General features: G+C 52.9%; 18 protein-coding genes. 8 read left to right on the top strand and 10 right to left on the bottom strand.

Features of this window, described 5'->3' with window-relative positions:
• Window positions 1–26: 26 nt before the first annotated feature.
• Window positions 27–890, bottom strand: a complete 864-nt coding sequence (locus LY264_RS18640) for a nucleoside-specific channel-forming protein Tsx (RefSeq protein ID WP_003021561.1) — start codon at window positions 888–890, stop codon at window positions 27–29.
• Between the two features lie 298 nt (window positions 891–1,188).
• Window positions 1,189–1,728: a SadB/YajI family lipoprotein gene (locus tag LY264_RS18635; RefSeq protein WP_020996578.1), complete on the bottom strand. Its 540-nt coding sequence runs from the start codon at window positions 1,726–1,728 to the stop codon at window positions 1,189–1,191.
• 153 nt (window positions 1,729–1,881) lie between these two features.
• Here LY264_RS18635 and nrdR point away from each other — a divergent pair, with 153 nt between their 5' ends.
• The 6 genes from nrdR to pgpA all read left to right on the top strand — a co-directional run bounded on the left by nrdR (window position 1,882) and on the right by pgpA (window position 5,989).
• A complete protein-coding gene (gene nrdR, locus LY264_RS18630) occupies window positions 1,882–2,331 on the top strand; it encodes a transcriptional regulator NrdR (protein WP_003021571.1) in 450 nt (149 codons plus the stop codon).
• Window positions 2,332–2,334: 3 nt separating this feature from the next.
• Window positions 2,335–3,438: a bifunctional diaminohydroxyphosphoribosylaminopyrimidine deaminase/5-amino-6-(5-phosphoribosylamino)uracil reductase RibD gene (ribD, locus tag LY264_RS18625; protein WP_008783929.1), complete on the top strand. Its 1,104-nt coding sequence runs from the start codon at window positions 2,335–2,337 to the stop codon at window positions 3,436–3,438.
• Between the two features lie 90 nt (window positions 3,439–3,528).
• Complete coding sequence (gene ribH, locus LY264_RS18620; protein WP_003021575.1) at window positions 3,529–3,999, top strand: 6,7-dimethyl-8-ribityllumazine synthase; 471 nt, start codon at window positions 3,529–3,531, stop codon at window positions 3,997–3,999.
• A 19-nt stretch (window positions 4,000–4,018) separates the two neighbouring features.
• Window positions 4,019–4,438: a transcription antitermination factor NusB gene (gene nusB / locus LY264_RS18615; RefSeq protein WP_000801129.1), complete on the top strand. Its 420-nt coding sequence runs from the start codon at window positions 4,019–4,021 to the stop codon at window positions 4,436–4,438.
• A 77-nt stretch (window positions 4,439–4,515) separates the two neighbouring features.
• Complete coding sequence (thiL, locus tag LY264_RS18610) at window positions 4,516–5,493, top strand: thiamine-phosphate kinase (protein ID WP_008783930.1); 978 nt, start codon at window positions 4,516–4,518, stop codon at window positions 5,491–5,493.
• Window positions 5,471–5,989 (top strand): phosphatidylglycerophosphatase A, encoded by a 519-nt coding sequence (gene pgpA / locus LY264_RS18605; protein WP_003021578.1) that lies wholly within the window; start codon window positions 5,471–5,473, stop codon window positions 5,987–5,989. The genes thiL and pgpA overlap by 23 nt, the downstream gene beginning before the upstream one ends.
• A gap of 99 nt (window positions 5,990–6,088) precedes the next feature.
• Here the strand turns inward: pgpA and yajO are convergent, their stop codons facing one another.
• From yajO to xseB, 4 genes are read right to left on the bottom strand one after another with little or no spacing between them, the layout of a single operon-like run.
• Window positions 6,089–7,063, bottom strand: a complete 975-nt coding sequence (yajO, locus tag LY264_RS18600) for a 1-deoxyxylulose-5-phosphate synthase YajO (protein ID WP_008783931.1) — start codon at window positions 7,061–7,063, stop codon at window positions 6,089–6,091.
• 56 nt (window positions 7,064–7,119) lie between these two features.
• The gene (dxs, locus tag LY264_RS18595) at window positions 7,120–8,982 is read right to left on the bottom strand and encodes a 1-deoxy-D-xylulose-5-phosphate synthase (RefSeq protein WP_003830996.1); all 1,863 of its coding nucleotides are present in this window, start codon (window positions 8,980–8,982) and stop codon (window positions 7,120–7,122) included.
• Window positions 8,983–9,006: 24 nt separating this feature from the next.
• Window positions 9,007–9,906, bottom strand: coding sequence for a (2E,6E)-farnesyl diphosphate synthase (gene ispA / locus LY264_RS18590; protein WP_048226298.1), 900 nt, complete (start codon window positions 9,904–9,906; stop codon window positions 9,007–9,009).
• Window positions 9,907–10,149: an exodeoxyribonuclease VII small subunit gene (xseB, locus tag LY264_RS18585; RefSeq protein WP_003021586.1), complete on the bottom strand. Its 243-nt coding sequence runs from the start codon at window positions 10,147–10,149 to the stop codon at window positions 9,907–9,909.
• A gap of 196 nt (window positions 10,150–10,345) precedes the next feature.
• Between xseB and thiI the strand changes: the two genes are divergently transcribed.
• A complete protein-coding gene (gene thiI / locus LY264_RS18580) occupies window positions 10,346–11,794 on the top strand; it encodes a tRNA uracil 4-sulfurtransferase ThiI (protein WP_008783933.1) in 1,449 nt (482 codons plus the stop codon).
• A 65-nt stretch (window positions 11,795–11,859) separates the two neighbouring features.
• Here the strand turns inward: thiI and LY264_RS18575 are convergent, their stop codons facing one another.
• Genes LY264_RS18575 through panE form a run of 3 tightly spaced genes read right to left on the bottom strand, consistent with a single transcriptional unit; the run spans window position 11,860 to window position 14,439 of the window.
• Complete coding sequence (locus LY264_RS18575; RefSeq protein ID WP_048226296.1) at window positions 11,860–12,942, bottom strand: hypothetical protein; 1,083 nt, start codon at window positions 12,940–12,942, stop codon at window positions 11,860–11,862.
• Between the two features lie 32 nt (window positions 12,943–12,974).
• Window positions 12,975–13,565, bottom strand: coding sequence for a protein deglycase YajL (yajL, locus tag LY264_RS18570; RefSeq protein WP_008783935.1), 591 nt, complete (start codon window positions 13,563–13,565; stop codon window positions 12,975–12,977).
• Complete coding sequence (gene panE, locus LY264_RS18565; RefSeq protein WP_032942532.1) at window positions 13,528–14,439, bottom strand: 2-dehydropantoate 2-reductase; 912 nt, start codon at window positions 14,437–14,439, stop codon at window positions 13,528–13,530. Before panE ends, yajL begins: the two co-directional genes overlap by 38 nt.
• Window positions 14,440–14,613: 174 nt before the next feature.
• On the opposite strand from panE, the gene LY264_RS18560 reads away from it, so the two are divergent.
• Entirely contained in the window at window positions 14,614–15,105 is a 492-nt protein-coding gene (locus LY264_RS18560) for a YajQ family cyclic di-GMP-binding protein (protein WP_003831002.1), read from the top strand.
• A 46-nt stretch (window positions 15,106–15,151) separates the two neighbouring features.
• On the opposite strand, the gene LY264_RS18555 is transcribed toward LY264_RS18560, so the two are convergent.
• On the bottom strand, window positions 15,152–16,516 hold the full coding sequence (locus LY264_RS18555) for an MFS transporter (RefSeq protein ID WP_032942533.1): 1,365 nt from the start codon (window positions 16,514–16,516) through the stop codon (window positions 15,152–15,154).
• Between the last annotated feature and the right edge of the window lie 59 nt (window positions 16,517–16,575).

Here is a 16,575-nt window from a genome sequence, read left to right as displayed (position 1 = left end):
GGCTTGTCTGCGAAACAGTGTCTGGATTAGAAGTTGTAACCTACGACCAGGTAACCACCCCAACCGGTAGATTTCGCGCTGAAGTCGCCTTCGCCCCAGTTCAGGGTATCTCCACCTTTCCACTGGCCGCCGTTATGGAAGTAACGCGCTACGACGGAGTAGTGCCAGTGATCGTAGTTCAGCGCCAGGACGTGGCTGGATGCGATAGAGTTGCTGGTGCGGTTCGGATCATCACCCAAATCTGAGCCCCAGTCGAAGTTGGTGAAGCCGATGTAGGTCAACTGGCCGCCCCAAACCTGGGTGATCGGCACAAAGTATTTAACTTTGAAACGGTAGCCATCCCACTCGTTTTCGTTGGATGCGCCATAGTTCTGCCACTGGTATTTAGCATATACGTTCAGGGACAGACCCATCGGCAGACCGGTATCGATATCGGTACCCAGACCCATATACCAGGTGCTCTGGCGGCTGGCTTTGTTATCACCCATATCGTAGATGTAGTTGTTGGCGAAATACCATTCTTTGAACGGACCAAAGCTCAGGTCAGCACCGGTCAGTTTGTCGATGGAGAAACGCGGTTCGATTTCCATAAACAGCGGGGAACCGTCAGACCAAATACCTTTATCGTTGCCGTTACCCCAGTCGAAGGTTTTCGGAATATCGATGTAGCCATAGAAGTCAAACCAGTCTTTTTTGGCAAACGCTTCGTATTCCAGATACACGTCGTTGTTCAGTTTCGGGGAGAAACGGGTGTGATAGCTACCCACCACGTTGACACTCTGGTGCCACCAGTCGGACAGATATTGCGGTTTGTCATTTTCTGCTGCGTTGGCAGTAAAAGACGAGGAGAGCGCCAGCACTGCACCGGCTGCAAGTAATGTTTTTTTCATATGTATGCCACTGTTTGAAATCCCTTTCGGGAGTGAAAAATGCGCAATTTGCGTTTCTAAATATTTCGTAATTCTTCGGAGCCTATTATAAAAATCATTGTTCACAAAAATATGTCTTGTTTCACAGTTCTATCATTTACGTAATCGATTGCGTTCACGTTTGCGTACTTTAGGCGGCGAATTGTACTGGCTCCCATGAATGTTGCCAAGTTTTACCAGAAATATCGGTTATGTCAGGGGAGTAACAAAAAGAAGCAGAGTGATGTTGCGGAACGCACAAAACGTTCCGCAAAAAAGTTTATTGGCTAACAGGCTGGACGTCGTGGATGCGCACAAATCCTAACTGATCTGGAGTGAGGCCATTTATCTGTAACGGAATGTCTACGTCGCTGGGAGCAAGAATACTCGCCGGAGCGTTGACCAATTGGTTATGAACGTTCACTTCCTGATAGTTGTCCGTGGTGCCCTGAATTTGCCCGTACTCGACGGTGGCGCTAAAGGCGGGTAAAGGCGTGTTGGATTCACCCTGAATTCGTAGAGTCAGGCGAGTACCATCAGCGTTCGGCGCAATGTTCACCAGCGACATGCGTAAGGTGCCAATCTGGCTGTCCAGTCGTGCCGGGGTTTTGGAGCCGGGCAGCAGATAGGCACCGCTGGTTGATTTTGCATTCAACATATTTTGTTGCGTAATTTTTACCGTTTCCTGATTAAGCTGCGTCATCTCTTTATTCAACGTGCTAACGCTTTGATGCATCTGGCGTACTTCGCTTTGCTGTGCGCAGGCGCTAAGACTAAAGAGACTTCCCACCAGGAGAATTCTTAGGTAACGTCTTGTCATTGTGATTACTTCCTTCATTGTCGCGATAGCATAATGGTAGTGTGCACTGAGCACGAAGGCATCGATCCTTTGTCTCAAAAGCGCAGCGCCTTTGTTGTCACGGCAGATCAGGGTAAAATAGATTCTGTTAACCACTGAGGTACAGGACGCCGTATGCATTGCCCATTCTGTTTCGCCGTAGACACTAAGGTAATTGACTCTCGTCTTGTAGGCGAGGGCTCCTCGGTACGCCGCCGTCGGCAGTGTCTGGTTTGTAACGAACGTTTCACCACTTTTGAAGTGGCTGAACTTGTCATGCCGCGCGTTGTGAAAAGCAACGATGTGCGTGAACCCTTTAATGAAGAAAAGCTGCGCAGCGGCATGCTCAGAGCGCTTGAGAAACGGCCTGTCAGCGCAGATGACGTCGAAATGGCGTTAAACCATATCAAATCACAGCTGCGTGCGACGGGTGAGCGTGAGGTGCCGAGCAAGATGATTGGCAACCTGGTGATGGAGCAGTTGAAAAAGCTCGATAAAGTCGCTTACATCCGCTTTGCCTCTGTCTACCGGAGTTTCGAAGATATCAAAGAATTTGGCGAAGAGATTGCTCGCCTACAGGACTAAGCCATGCAGGATGAATTGTACATGGCGCGCGCGCTAAAGCTTGCTGCGCGCGGACGTTTTACCACTCACCCCAACCCCAACGTGGGCTGCGTGATTGTGAAAGATGGGGAGATCGTCGGTGAAGGATATCATCACCGCGCGGGCGAACCGCATGCAGAAGTTCATGCTCTGCGGATGGCTGGAGAAAAAGCGCAGGGGGCAACTGCCTACGTGACGCTTGAACCCTGTAGTCATCATGGTCGCACGCCGCCGTGTTGCGATGCGCTGATTGCGGCGGGGGTGTCGCGTGTGGTTGCGGCGATGCAGGATCCCAATCCGCAGGTCGCAGGACGTGGGCTCTACCGTTTGCAGCAGGCGGGTATCGACGTCAGCCACGGGCTGATGATGAGCGAAGTTGAGCAATTGAATAAAGGCTTCCTCAAGCGCATGCGTACGGGATTCCCATATCTTCAGCTTAAGCTTGGCGCGTCGCTTGATGGCCGTACAGCGATGGCCAGCGGTGAAAGCCAGTGGATTACCTCGCCACAGGCGCGCCGCGATGTGCAACGCTTGCGCGCGCAAAGTCATGCCATTTTAACCAGCAGTGCGACGGTGCTGGCAGACGACCCTCAGCTTACCGTGCGTTGGTCGGAGCTTGGGGAGTCAACTCAGGCGAGTTACCCGCAGGAAGAGCTGCGTCAGCCAATCCGCATTGTTCTTGATAGCCAGAATCAGGTCACACCGGCGCACCGAATTGTGCAACAGCCTGGAGAAACCTGGATTGTCCGGACTGAAGACGACCCTCGTAGCTGGCCGGAGACGGTGCGCAGCCTGAAGGTGCCGGAACATAACGGACATCTGGATCTGGTGGTGCTAATGATGCAACTGGGCAAACAGCAAATTAACAGCATTTGGGTTGAAGCTGGCCCAACGCTCGCCGGGGCATTATTACAGGCCGGTTTGGTCGATGAGCTAATCGTGTATGTTGCGCCTAAACTGTTAGGCAGCGATGCGAGAGGATTATGTGTGCTTCCAGGCCTTGAGAAACTGGCTGACGCACCCCATTTCAAATTCAATGAGATACGCCAGGTGGGCCCGGACGTTTGCCTGCATTTAACGACTGCGTGAGGCTTTCTGATTTAGAGGAAGCAGCGCACAGAATATTATGATAAAATCCGCCCCCCTTACGGGGCCATAAATCGAACCCGAAGGAAGAATATGAACATTATTGAAGCTAACGTTGCTACCCCGGACGCTCGCGTCGCCATCACCATTGCGCGTTTCAACAACTTTATCAATGACAGCCTGCTGGAAGGTGCTATCGACGCCCTGAAACGTATTGGCCAGGTTAAAGATGAAAACATTACCGTTGTTTGGGTTCCAGGTGCATATGAGCTGCCACTGGCCGCTGACGCACTGGCAAAAACCGGTAAATACGACGCGGTGATTGCGCTCGGTACGGTGATCCGTGGCGGTACCGCGCACTTCGAATATGTGGCTGGCGGTGCAAGCAATGGCCTGGCGCATGTCGCTCAGGACAGTGGCATTCCGGTAGCCTTCGGTGTTCTGACCACCGAAAGTATTGAACAAGCCATCGAACGTGCTGGCACTAAAGCCGGTAACAAAGGCGCAGAAGCTGCACTGACTGCGCTTGAAATGATTAATGTATTGAAAGCCATCAAGGCCTGATTTTTGTAAGGGGAAATCCGTGAAACCTGCTGCTCGTCGCCGCGCCCGTGAGTGTGCCGTCCAGGCGCTCTACTCCTGGCAGTTGTCCCAGAACGACATCGCTGATGTTGAATACCAGTTCCTGGCGGAACAGGACGTTAAAGATGTCGACGTTCTGTATTTCCGTGAACTGCTGTCCGGGGTGGCGACTAACAGCGCGTACCTGGATGGATTAATGAAGCCTTACCTGTCTCGTCTGTTGGAAGAGCTGGGTCAGGTAGAAAAAGCCGTACTGCGTATTGCGCTGTTTGAATTGTCTAAACGTAGTGATGTGCCGTACAAAGTGGCCATCAACGAAGCGATTGAACTGGCAAAAACCTTCGGCGCTGAAGATAGCCACAAATTCGTGAACGGCGTACTGGATAAAGCAGCACCTGTGATTCGCCCCAACAAAAAGTAATCCCGAGGCCGGCTGGATGGTGGAACCTGTTTCCGCTGTCCCCGGCTTTTTCTTTTTTTTCTGCTGAGGCATAACGTATGGCATGTGGCGAGTTTTCCCTGATTGCCCGTTATTTTGACCGCGTAAGAACTTCTCGTCTTGATGTCGAAACCGGTATTGGTGACGACTGCGCACTTCTGAACATCCCTGAAAAACAAACGCTGGCGATCAGTACCGATACGCTGGTGGCAGGCAACCACTTCCTCCCCGACATTGATCCGACCGATCTCGCCTGGAAAGCGCTGGCGGTGAATTTGAGCGATCTGGCGGCGATGGGGGCGGATCCTGCGTGGCTGACGCTGGCGCTCACGTTACCTGACGTCGATGAAGCCTGGCTGGAAGCCTTCAGCGATGGCCTGTTTGAACTCCTCAATTACTATGATATGCAGCTGATTGGTGGTGACACCACGCGTGGGCCGCTGTCGATGACGCTGGGTATCCATGGCTACGTCCCCGTTGGGCGGGCCTTAAAACGTTCCGGCGCGAAACCGGGTGACTGGATTTATGTTACCGGCACGCCGGGCGACAGTGCGGCCGGGCTGGCGATTTTGCAGAACCGATTGCAGGTTGCAGATGCAACAGACGCGGACTATCTGCTGCAACGCCATCTGCGTCCCACGCCGCGTATTTTGCAGGGACAAGCCCTGCGCGATCTGGCCAGTGCGGCTATCGATCTCTCCGATGGCCTGATTTCCGATTTGGGACACATCGTTAATGCTAGCGGCTGTGGCGCACGGGTTAACGTTGATGTGCTGCCATACTCCACGGCATTGTCACAGCACGTTGAGCCGGAACAGGCCCTGCGTTGGGCGCTCTCGGGAGGTGAAGATTATGAGTTATGCTTTACCGTACCGGAAATTAATCGTGGTGCGCTGGAAGTGGCGCTGGGAAATCTCGGCGCAGCGTTTACCTGCATTGGGCAGATGAGCGCGGACGTGGAAGGCATTCACTTTACGCGCGATGGAAAACCCGTCACGTTTGACTGGAAAGGATATGACCATTTTGCCGCGCCTTAAAAAAGATGTCGCCAAAAGCCGCCTGAGTATGCGCAATCCGTGGCACCTGTTAGCCACCGGTTTTGGCAGCGGGCTGAGCCCAATTGTTCCAGGCACGATGGGATCGCTGGCGGCGATCCCTTTTTGGTATTTAATGACTTTTCTGCCGTGGCAGCTGTATTCGCTGGTGGTGATGTTATCTATCTGTATCGGCGTTTATCTGTGCCATCAAACGGCGAAAGATATGGGCGTGCACGATCACGGTAGTATTGTCTGGGACGAGTTTGTCGGGATGTGGATTACCCTGATGGCGCTGCCGACCAACGACTGGCAGTGGGTTGCCGCCGGATTTGTGATTTTCCGTATTCTGGATATGTGGAAGCCGTGGCCGATTCGTTGGTTTGATCGCAACGTGCATGGCGGGACGGGGATCATGATCGACGATATTGTGGCCGGGATACTCTCTGCCGGAATTTTGTATTTTATCGGTCATCACTGGCCGGTAGGTATCATTTAACCCTTTTCAGCGGCTATTGTAGGCCCGATAAGCGCCGCGACATCGGGCGATCAGTGCCGGATGCGCTATGCTTATCCGGCCTACAATCTACAACCTCGCTTATTTAAATCCCACCACCGGATGCTGTTTGTACGGCGTTTCCAGCTCGGCAATCTGCTCCGGCTTCAATGTTAAATCTACCGCGTTGAGCAACTCATCCAGCTGTTCCTCACGCGAAGAGCCAATAATTGGCGCTGCCACGCCGGGTTTGCTCAGCAGCCAGGCCAGCGCAACCTGTGCCCGTGTTACACCCAGCTCTTCACTGACACCGGTCAGTCGTGCGGCGATTTGCGCGTCGTTTTCATCGCTCTCGTTGTACAAATTTTTACCGACTTCATCGGAAACCAGACGTGCGGTTGTTTCTCCCCAGGGACGCGTCAGGCGACCGCGCGCCAGTGGGCTCCATGGGATAACAGCCACGCCTTCCTGATAGCAAAGCGGTAGCATTTCGCGTTCTTCTTCGCGGTAGATTAGGTTGTAGTGATCCTGCATGCTGACGAACTGCGCCCAGCCGTGTTGCTTCTGTAAGGCCAGAGCCTGGGCAAACTGCGAAGCGTGCATGGATGAGGCGCCAATATAGCGAGCTTTACCGGCTTTCACGACGTCGTTTAGAGCCTCCAGCGTTTCTTCGATTGGCGTGTTGTAATCCCAGCGGTGAATTTGCAGGATGTCCACATAGTCCATACCCAGGCGTCTGAGGCTATCGTCGATTGAGCGCAGGATTTGTGCGCGGGATAAACCTTCCGCTAAATCATCCACCTGGTGAAAAACCTTGGTAGCGACCACGACATCTTCGCGGCGGGCGAAATCACGCAGCGCGCGGCCGACAATCTCTTCGCTGCTGCCAGCGGAGTAGCTGTTGGCGGTATCGAAAAAGTTAATGCCACCCTCAAGGGCGTGTTTGATTATCGGGCGGCTGCTTTCTTCAGGTAGCGTCCAGGCGTGATTGCCGCGATTGGGTTCGCCAAATGTCATGCAACCCAGGCAAAGGCGGGAGACCCGTAGGTCGGTTTTTCCTAAGATGTTGTATTTCATCAATCCACTCCTGCTTAGCTCGTGATGAATTAAGCATAGCAGGAGCGGGGAGGGGATTATGCCAGCCAGGCCTTGATTTTGGTCTCAATTCCGGCGGCATTCAAACCCAGATCGGCACGGGCTTCATCCTGAGTTCCCTGCGGGATGAAGAAGTCTGGTAGGCCAATGTTCAGCACCGGGACGGGCTTACGATGGGCCATCAGCACTTCGTTTACGCCGCTGCCAGCACCACCCATAATGGCGTTCTCTTCAATGGTAACCAGCACCTCGTGTTGGGCAGCCATTTCAAGGATCAACGTTTCATCCAGTGGTTTTACAAAGCGCATATCGACCAGCGTGGCGTTCAGCGACTCTGCGACCTGAGCGGCTTCCGGCATCAGGGTGCCGAAGTTGAGAATCGCCACTTTTTCCCCGTGACGTTTCACGATGCCTTTACCAATTGGCAGTTGTTCCAGCGGGGTCAGCTCAACGCCTACCGCGTTGCCGCGTGGATAGCGCACGACCGTTGGACCGTCGTTGTAGTGATAGCCGGTGAACAGCATCTGGCGGCATTCGTTTTCATCACTCGGGGTCATGATGACCATTTCCGGGATGCAGCGCAGGAAGGAGAGATCGAACGCCCCCTGGTGGGTTTGCCCATCTGCGCCAACAATCCCTGCCCGGTCAACGGCGAACAGGACCGGCAGTTTCTGGATGGCTACATCGTGCAGCACCTGATCGTAGGCGCGTTGCAGGAAGGTCGAGTAAATGGCTACCACCGGCTTGTAGCCGCCAATCGCCAGACCGGCAGCAAACGTCACCGCGTGCTGCTCGGCAATCGCCACATCGAAATAGCGATCCGGGAACTTACGTGAAAACTCCACCATTCCGGAACCTTCGCGCATCGCCGGGGTGATTGCCATCAGCTTATTGTCTTTCGCTGCGGTCTCGCACAGCCAGTCACCGAAAATTTTTGAATAGCTCGGCAGGCCGCCACTGCTTTTCGGCAGGCATCCGCTGGACGGATCGAATTTTGGTACCGCGTGGAAGGTTATCGGATCTTTTTCCGCAGGCTCATAGCCACGACCCTTTTTGGTCATGATGTGCAGGAACTGCGGGCCTTTCAGATCGCGCATGTTTTTGAGCGTAGTAATAAGCCCCAGCACGTCGTGACCGTCCACCGGACCGATATAGTTAAAGCCCAGTTCTTCAAACAGAGTTCCCGGCACAACCATACCTTTAATGTGTTCTTCGGTACGTTTAAGCAGTTCTTTAATCGGCGGCACGCCGGAGAAGACTTTCTTCCCGCCTTCGCGCAGCGAGGAGTAGAGTTTGCCTGAGAGCAGCTGTGCCAGATGATTGTTCAGCGCGCCAACGTTCTCTGAAATCGACATTTCGTTGTCGTTGAGGATAACCAGCATGTCGGGCCTAATATCGCCCGCGTGGTTCATCGCTTCAAACGCCATCCCTGCGGTAATGGCACCATCACCAATCACACACACGGTACGGCGCTCTTTACCTTCTTTCTCGGCGGCAACGGCAATACCGATACCTGCGCTGATGGAGGTTGAAGAGTGCCCAACGCTCAGTACGTCATACTCGCTTTCACCGCGCCATGGGAACGGATGCAGGCCGCCTTTCTGACGAATGGTGCCGATTTTATCGCGGCGACCAGTCAGAATTTTGTGCGGATAAGCCTGATGTCCCACATCCCAGATTAACTGGTCAAACGGGGTGTTGTAGACATAGTGCAGCGCGACGGTGAGTTCCACCGTGCCCAGACCAGAGGCGAAGTGCCCGCTGGAACGGCTTACGCTGTCGAGCAAATAGCGGCGCAGTTCGTCGCAAAGCTTTGGCAGGCTCTCTTTTGGCAGCAGACGTAACTCCTGGGTGGAGTCGACCAGCGCCAGGGTCGGGTATTTGGCTATATCAAAACTCATCGCAAGCTCATGGGATATGTTGGTTTATTTATCACGCTGGATTATGTAGTCCGCTAGCGCTTCCAGTGCCGAGGTATCGAGTGACTGTGCGGCCAGCAGACTTAGCGACTGGCGGGCGTCCTCGATTAAATCCCGGGCTTTATTCTGGGCTTGCTCAAGACCCAGAAGTGCAGGATAGGTACTTTTGCCAAGCTGCTGGTCAGCACCCTGACGTTTACCCAATGTTGCAGTATCGCCTACCACATCCAGGATGTCATCCTGAACCTGGAAAGCCAGACCGATGCTTTCTGCGTATTTGTCGAGTATTGGCAGGCATTCTCGCCCTTTATCGCCAGCACTTAATGCCCCCAAACGCACGGCGGCGCGAATCAATGCTCCGGTTTTATGGCGGTGAATCCGCTCCAGCGCATCCAGCTCAACCTGCTGACCTTCCGCTTCCAGATCCAGCGCCTGACCGCCGCACATACCGGCGATGCCACTGGCCTGAGCCAGTTCAGAGATCATCGCGATGCGGTCACGGTCAGTGACTTCCGGCATTGGGGCGTCGCTGATAATGGAGAATGCCAGCGTTTGTAGCGCATCTCCGGCCAGGATCGCATTTGCCTCGCCAAATTTTACGTGGCAAGTCGGCAGACCGCGTCGCAGGTCATCGTCATCCATCGCGGGCAAATCATCGTGCATCAGCGAATAGGCATGAATGCATTCGACGGCGGCAGCGGGAGCATCAAGCGTACTCAGGCTGACCCCAAACATCTGACCGGTCGCATACACCAGGAACGGGCGCAGGCGTTTACCGCCTAATAATGCGCCATATTGCATGGTTTCTACCACGGGAGTGTTCTGAAAGGGCAGTGGCGCGATAAAACGGCTCAGTGCCTGGTTGGCCTGCTCAACGCAAGCCTGTAGCTGCTGCGTAAAATCCATTTACTCATTATCCGGTGTAAAAGGCGTAAGGGCGGCGTCTTCAGTATCTGACAGCAGGATTTGTACGCGCTGTTCAGCCTGTTGCAATTTGACCTGTCCCTGACGCGCCAACTGTACGCCACGTTCGAATTCGTTCAACGCTTCTTCTAACGGCAGGTCGCCGCCTTCCAGACGGGTAACAATTTGTTCCAGCTCGCTCAGCGCGGTTTCAAAACTGGCGGGCGCTTCATTTTTCTTCGGCATAATGAATGTCTGACTCTCTGTATTGGCAGCACAAGACTATGGTAACGGACTCGCACTGATAAGCAAATAACGCGCAATGTGCACAGTAGCCGCGTGATGGTGATATACTTGCGCGCCTGGATGCAGTCGCGGGTATGGGCTGCTGTATTTTTTTCCATTACAAGTCATTCAGACTTGCCTAAGAACCATTGCCGCCATGAAGTTTATCATTAAATTGTTCCCAGAAATCACCATCAAAAGCCAATCTGTGCGTTTGCGCTTTATAAAAATTCTGACAGGGAACATTCGTAACGTTTTAAAGCACTATGATGAAGACCTTGCCGTTGTTCGTCACTGGGATCACGTTGAGGTTCGCGCTAAAGATGAAAGCCAGCGCCTGGATATTCGCGACGCGCTGACCCGTATTCCGGGTATCCACCACATTCTCGAAGTAGAAGACGTGCCGTTTACCGATATGCACGATATTTTCGAGAAAGCACTGGTTCAGTATCGCGATCAACTGGAAGGTAAAACCTTCTGTGTTCGCGTGAAGCGTCGCGGGAAGCATGAGTTTAGCTCCATTGAGGTGGAACGTTATGTTGGCGGTGGACTGAACCAACATATTGAATCTGCACGCGTGAAGCTGACGAAGCCGGATGTGACCGTTAATCTTGAAATCGAAAACGACCGTCTGCTGCTGGTTAAAGGCCGCTATGAAGGTATTGGTGGTTTCCCGATTGGTACGCAGGAAGACGTACTGTCGCTGATCTCCGGTGGTTTCGACTCCGGCGTATCGAGCTACATGCTGATGCGTCGCGGCTGCCGCGTACACTATTGCTTCTTCAATCTCGGCGGCGCCGCGCATGAAATCGGTGTTCGTCAGGTGGCACATTATCTGTGGAATCGCTTCGGTAGTTCGCATCGCGTGCGTTTTGTTGCTATCAACTTTGAACCGGTGGTCGGTGAGATCCTGGAGAAAGTTGATGACGGCCAGATGGGCGTGGTTCTCAAACGTATGATGGTACGCGCGGCGTCGAAAGTCGCTGAGCGCTACGGCGTACAGGCGCTGGTAACCGGTGAAGCACTGGGCCAGGTGTCCAGCCAGACGCTGACCAACCTGCGTCTGATCGATAACGTTTCTGACACCCTGATCCTGCGCCCGCTTATCTCCCATGATAAAGAGCACATCATCAACCTGGCGCGTGAAATTGGTACCGAGGACTTTGCCCGTACCATGCCGGAATACTGCGGTGTGATTTCAAAAAGCCCGACGGTGAAAGCGATCAAAGCGAAGATTGAGGCCGAAGAAGAAAACTTCGATTTCTCTATCCTCGATAAAGTGGTTGAAGAAGCGAACAATATCGATATTCGCGATATCGCCCAGCAGACGCAGCAGACCGTGGTAGAAGTGGAAACCGTGAGCGGTTTCGGCCCGAATGACGTAATCCTTGATATCCGTTCTGTGGATGAACAGGATGATAAACCGCTGAAGGTTGAAGGTGTGGACGTCGTTTCTCTGCCATTCTACAAGCTGAGCACTAAATTCGGCGATCTGGACCAGAGTAAAACCTGGCTGCTGTGGTGTGAACGCGGGGTGATGAGTCGCCTGCAGGCGCTTTATCTGCGCGAGCAGGGCTTTGAAAATGTGAAGGTGTATCGCCCGTAATTGAGTAAACATCGTGTTGTAGGCCGGATAAGGCGGTTACGCCGCCATCCGGCAATATAACGATATTATTCAAAACGAACGGGAAGCGTCTTCCCGTTCGACTCCCAGACCCCCTGATAGACACCGTCTTTTAACTCTAGCGTTATCTTCTCTTGCGTTTGTTCAGCCGCAGATGTCTTCAGTTCATAATGTTGATTGTCGGCTGTGTCGCATTTGCCGGTCAATTCAATCGGTGCGCCAAATTTTTGGTAAAAGTAAGCCCCTTCAAAAAAATCACCGTATTTGCAGTCCACCTTCAACACAATACGCATGCTTTTTCCCAGCGTGCCGTACATGACTTTGCCGTCAATGCCGGGCGCTGGCGAAACTGGTGTTGTACTCTTTGCGGTAGTCAGATATTGGCCGTACGGTGTGAGCTGATTTTGCAGTTCCGCGGTTGGGATTTTCGTTGTGAAATCACCCAACTCGTCGAGCGCACGGCTGGCGTGGTTGCTACAGCGTCCGTTCAGGAAAGCCAGGTGGTCTTTTTGCAGGGAGAATTTGTCGATGTAGTACAAACCGTCGGTGTAGGTTGCGCACGATGCGTAGAATTCGGCATAGTTAAAATCTTCACCTTTATCTTCTTTTATTTGTTCTGGTGTTTGCGAATTATGCGCCGTAACAAAGGTATCGATTTGGCCGCGGATATCTTTTCTGATGCGGGTGTTTAATTCGGCGATTGTAGCCCGGGAAAAGAGATCGTTAAGGGTAATTGCCGCACCGCTGGCTAAATCGAAGCTAATCGGCACATTGTACGACTCGCAATACGCCCCGCAACCTTCGCTAAACATGTTGAGCGTCAGGATTTTTGCGTCGCGATACTCAACCGTGTAGTCAAGGTTTGCGGTGGGATTCATGGCTGATTTCGCAAACTGATTTACTGTTGCCTGTGGAGTATTGCCCGGTAGCTGATTGATAAAGCTTGCGAAAATATAATCGTTAATGCGTTTTGCAACGTTGGGGTTATCCGTCGAGGAAAACCATGGCAAGCGATACTGCATTTCAGTGCTTCCGGGATAGCGATATTCAATACTCTTTATTTCGAGTTGTGTCGCTGTGGCATAACCGGAAAGGAGCAGTAAAGCCACTCCACTCAGATATCCTTTCATTATGATTCCTTATAAGGGAGTGGCTCGAAGATTTACTCGTAATAGTTATAGATTCCCGCGGCCATCACCAGTTGTGACGCCACCTCGTGAGCTTTTTCGCGACTCACCAGAAGATCAATGATTTTCAAACCGAAATCAATGGAAGTCCCCGGCCCCTGGCTGGTTAACAGGTTGACGCGAGGATCCCATACGACGCGCTTGTCCTGCCACTGGTCAGCGGGAATTTGGTCTTTCAGCGCCGGAAAACCGGTCATGTTACCGATGGGGAAAATATCGTGTGGGACGAGTACGGTGGCGGCCGCGGCGCAAATTGCCGCGACAATGCGCCCGGAGCGATGAAACTGTTTCACGGTTTCGATAAGCAGCGGGCTGTCGCGAAAACACTCGGCGCCTTTAATACCGCCCGGCAGCACGATAATGTCGAAATCGCCGTCAGCAACTTCGACTAATGGCGCATCCGCCAACAGCTTCACTCCGCGTGAGCAGACGATCGTCAGGTCGCCATCGCTGGCGACGCTGGCGGTCGTGACCTTAATTCCGCCGCGAACCAGCAGATCGATAGTGGTGACCGCTTCGGTCTCTTCACTACCAGGGGCGAGACATACCAGTGCTTGAGCGCTCATACTCACTTTCCTTTCTCTTTACCATTTCAAACAGTTGGGCGTTTTCCGGGACGGCGATGCCGTGCGCGCGGGCGCGTTTTAACAAATATCCGGTAATGTAGTCGATCTCTGTATGACGCAGGGCACGAATGTCTTGCAGCATTGATGAGATATTTTCCGCCGTACTGTCAATCACTTGCTCGACATAATAGCGTAAATCATCCACAGATGTATGGTGGCCTTCGCGTTCAATGACCGCGGCCACTTCCTCGCAGATGAGTGCTATTTTTTCAGGATGATGGCGTAACTCGCCGTTTGGGCAATCCCATAATGCGGTCAGCGGGTTAATGACGCAGTTGACGGCCAGCTTTCGCCACAGTTCGGCGCGAATAGTGTCGTGCCAGGCGACGTCCGGTAGCACCTCTTGCAGGACTTCAGCCAGATAACTGAAATCACCGTCTTGTTCACGCGCAGGACCAATGCGCGTTGTTCCCTGAGCGACATGAATGATGACGTTGCCGTCACGGCGTGCTGCGTGGGTGGTGGTACCTATCAGCAGAGGTTGCTTAATGTTATGCAGCTCTTCAATTGTCCCCATGCCGTTGTGAATCAGCAGAATGGGAGTGGTTTCAGGCAGAATTGCGGCCAGGCCTTTTACCGCATCAGAAACCTGCCAGGCTTTCAGGGTGACCAGTAGCAGGTCGCTTTTTGCCAAAAAGTCGGGGTCGTTTGCCGTCAGGGATTCATTAAAAACTGACCCATCCGTGTCGATCAGGTTTACGCTGCAATAGGGTTGCGGTACGCGTAGCCACCCTTGCACCTCATGTCCATGTTTGCATAGCGCGGTAAGCCAAAGCTGTCCTAGCGCTCCACATCCCAGTACGGTAATTTTCATTCTTCCTCCTCACCTGCAACAGCACCAGGTGTTAATCCATATCGGCCGTACCCCATTATTGTTCGCAGGTATCAGCACCACGTACAATTAAAGGATACAGCCTAGTATAGCGCTGTCTGTTGGGTAACTTTGCAGGTATTATGCTTCGCATCAAAAATGAAGGGAGAGGAAAAGATGCCATCTTTCGATATTGTCTCTGAAGTTGATCTTCAGGAAGCCCGTAACGCGGTAGATAACGCCAGCCGCGAAGTGGAGTCACGCTTTGATTTTCGTGGCGTTGAAGCGACTTTTGAGCTGAATGAGTCAAATAAGACGATTAAGGTGCTGAGCGAATCTGATTTTCAGGTCAATCAGTTGCTGGATATTCTGCGTGCCAAGCTGCTCAAACGCGGTATTGAAGGCACGTCGCTGGACGTACCAGAAACCTTCGTGCACAGCGGTAAAACCTGGTTTGTTGAAGCTAAGCTGAAACAAGGCATTGAAAGCGCAGTGCAAAAGAAAATCGTTAAGCTGATCAAAGACAGCAAACTGAAGGTGCAGGCGCAGATTCAGGGCGAAGAAATCCGTGTAACCGGCAAGGCGCGAGACGACCTGCAATCCGTTATGGCGCTGGTTCGCGGCGGCGACCTCGGTCAACCGTTCCAGTTCAAGAACTTCCGCGATTAAGTCGTTATGTCAGATGGCGTAAGCCGCCATCTGACAAATCTCATCTTTACGCTTGCCTGATGGCCTGCTCAACCTCAAATCGATTGGTGACTTTGCTGTCGATTTTCACGTAGGCCGAATGTTCTTTCGCGACAATTAACACTTCGCTTATCCCTTCTTTAGCCAGCAGACGCTGCTTCAGGGTGTCATCCGCAGCAATTTCAGGTGGGATTTCCACCCGCAGGCTGCTGACATACGGCGGCTCTTTCATTGTACTCGCCACCAATAACCACACTGCCGCCAGAAGCGCACCGGCCAGGAATACGGCCTGACCATCAAACATTTCAACCACCCAACCGCCGAGCGAACCGCCAATCGCCACGCCAAGAAACTGGCTGGTGGAGTAAACGCCCATTGCCGTGCCTTTATAGCCCGCCGGAGACTCTTTACTGATAAGCGAGGGGAGGAGGGCTTCCATCAGGTTGAAGGCGAGGAAGAATATCTGCACGCCCGCAATCAACCCCCAGAAACGCACGTTAGCGCTCCACAATACAATCTCTGCAATAAGTATCAGTAACACGCAGGCGAGGAACACGCGTTTCATGCGGCGCTTCACTTCGGCGTAAATGATGAACGGCACCACGGAAACAAAAGACAGCAGCATCGTCACCAGATAAATTTTCCAGTGCTCTGCGGCGGGGAAGCCTGCTTTCGCCAGTTGGCCCGGTAAGGCGACGAAGGTAGACATCAGCAAAATGTGCAGACACATGATGCCGAAGTTGAGCTTAAGCAGTTTAGGTTCCGCCAGCACTTTGCTGAAGCTGCCTTTTACCATGCCCGACTCGCGGTTCAGCACGTGGGTAGTGCTATTGGGAACGACCCAAATGGTCAGCACGATACCTGTGGTAGCAAGGGCTGCAATCATCCAGAACAGCGCGTGTAGCCCCAGCGCATGGGTAACGATTGGTCCCAGCACCATCGCAATGGCGAAGGTGATACCAAAGCTGACACCGATAAACGCCATCGCTTTGGTACGGTTTTGCTCACGGGTTAAGTCGGAAAGTAGCGCCATTACGGCAGCAGCAATCGCGCCAGAGCCTTGCAAGGCCCGGCCAAGAATAATTCCCCAGATTGAATCGGAGAGAGCAGCAATTATGCTGCCGAGAACAAATACCGCCAGCCCGCCGACAATAAGCGGCTTACGACCGATGCGGTCAGAGAGCAGGCCAAAGGGGATCTGGAAGACGGCTTGAGCCAGACCATATATGCCGATGGCAAGGCCTATCAGCGCTTCGCTGGCACCCTGTAGCGCCATACCGTACGTGGTCAGAACTGGCAGGACCATAAACATGCCAAGCATGCGCAACGAGAATACGGTCCCTAAACCCCAGGTGGCGCGCAACTCACCGGGCGTCATTTTGTAATCGTTCATTCCCACCTCTGTATTAATTTCGCGCCTAGTGTAAAGCGCTAAGCAGGCTGGGTAAATAT

It is taken from the genome of Citrobacter portucalensis, from assembly GCF_023374935.1.
In the GTDB taxonomy this organism is placed as follows: Bacteria; Pseudomonadota; Gammaproteobacteria; order Enterobacterales; family Enterobacteriaceae; genus Citrobacter; species Citrobacter portucalensis.
This window is presented reverse-complemented; position numbering and strand designations above follow the sequence as displayed.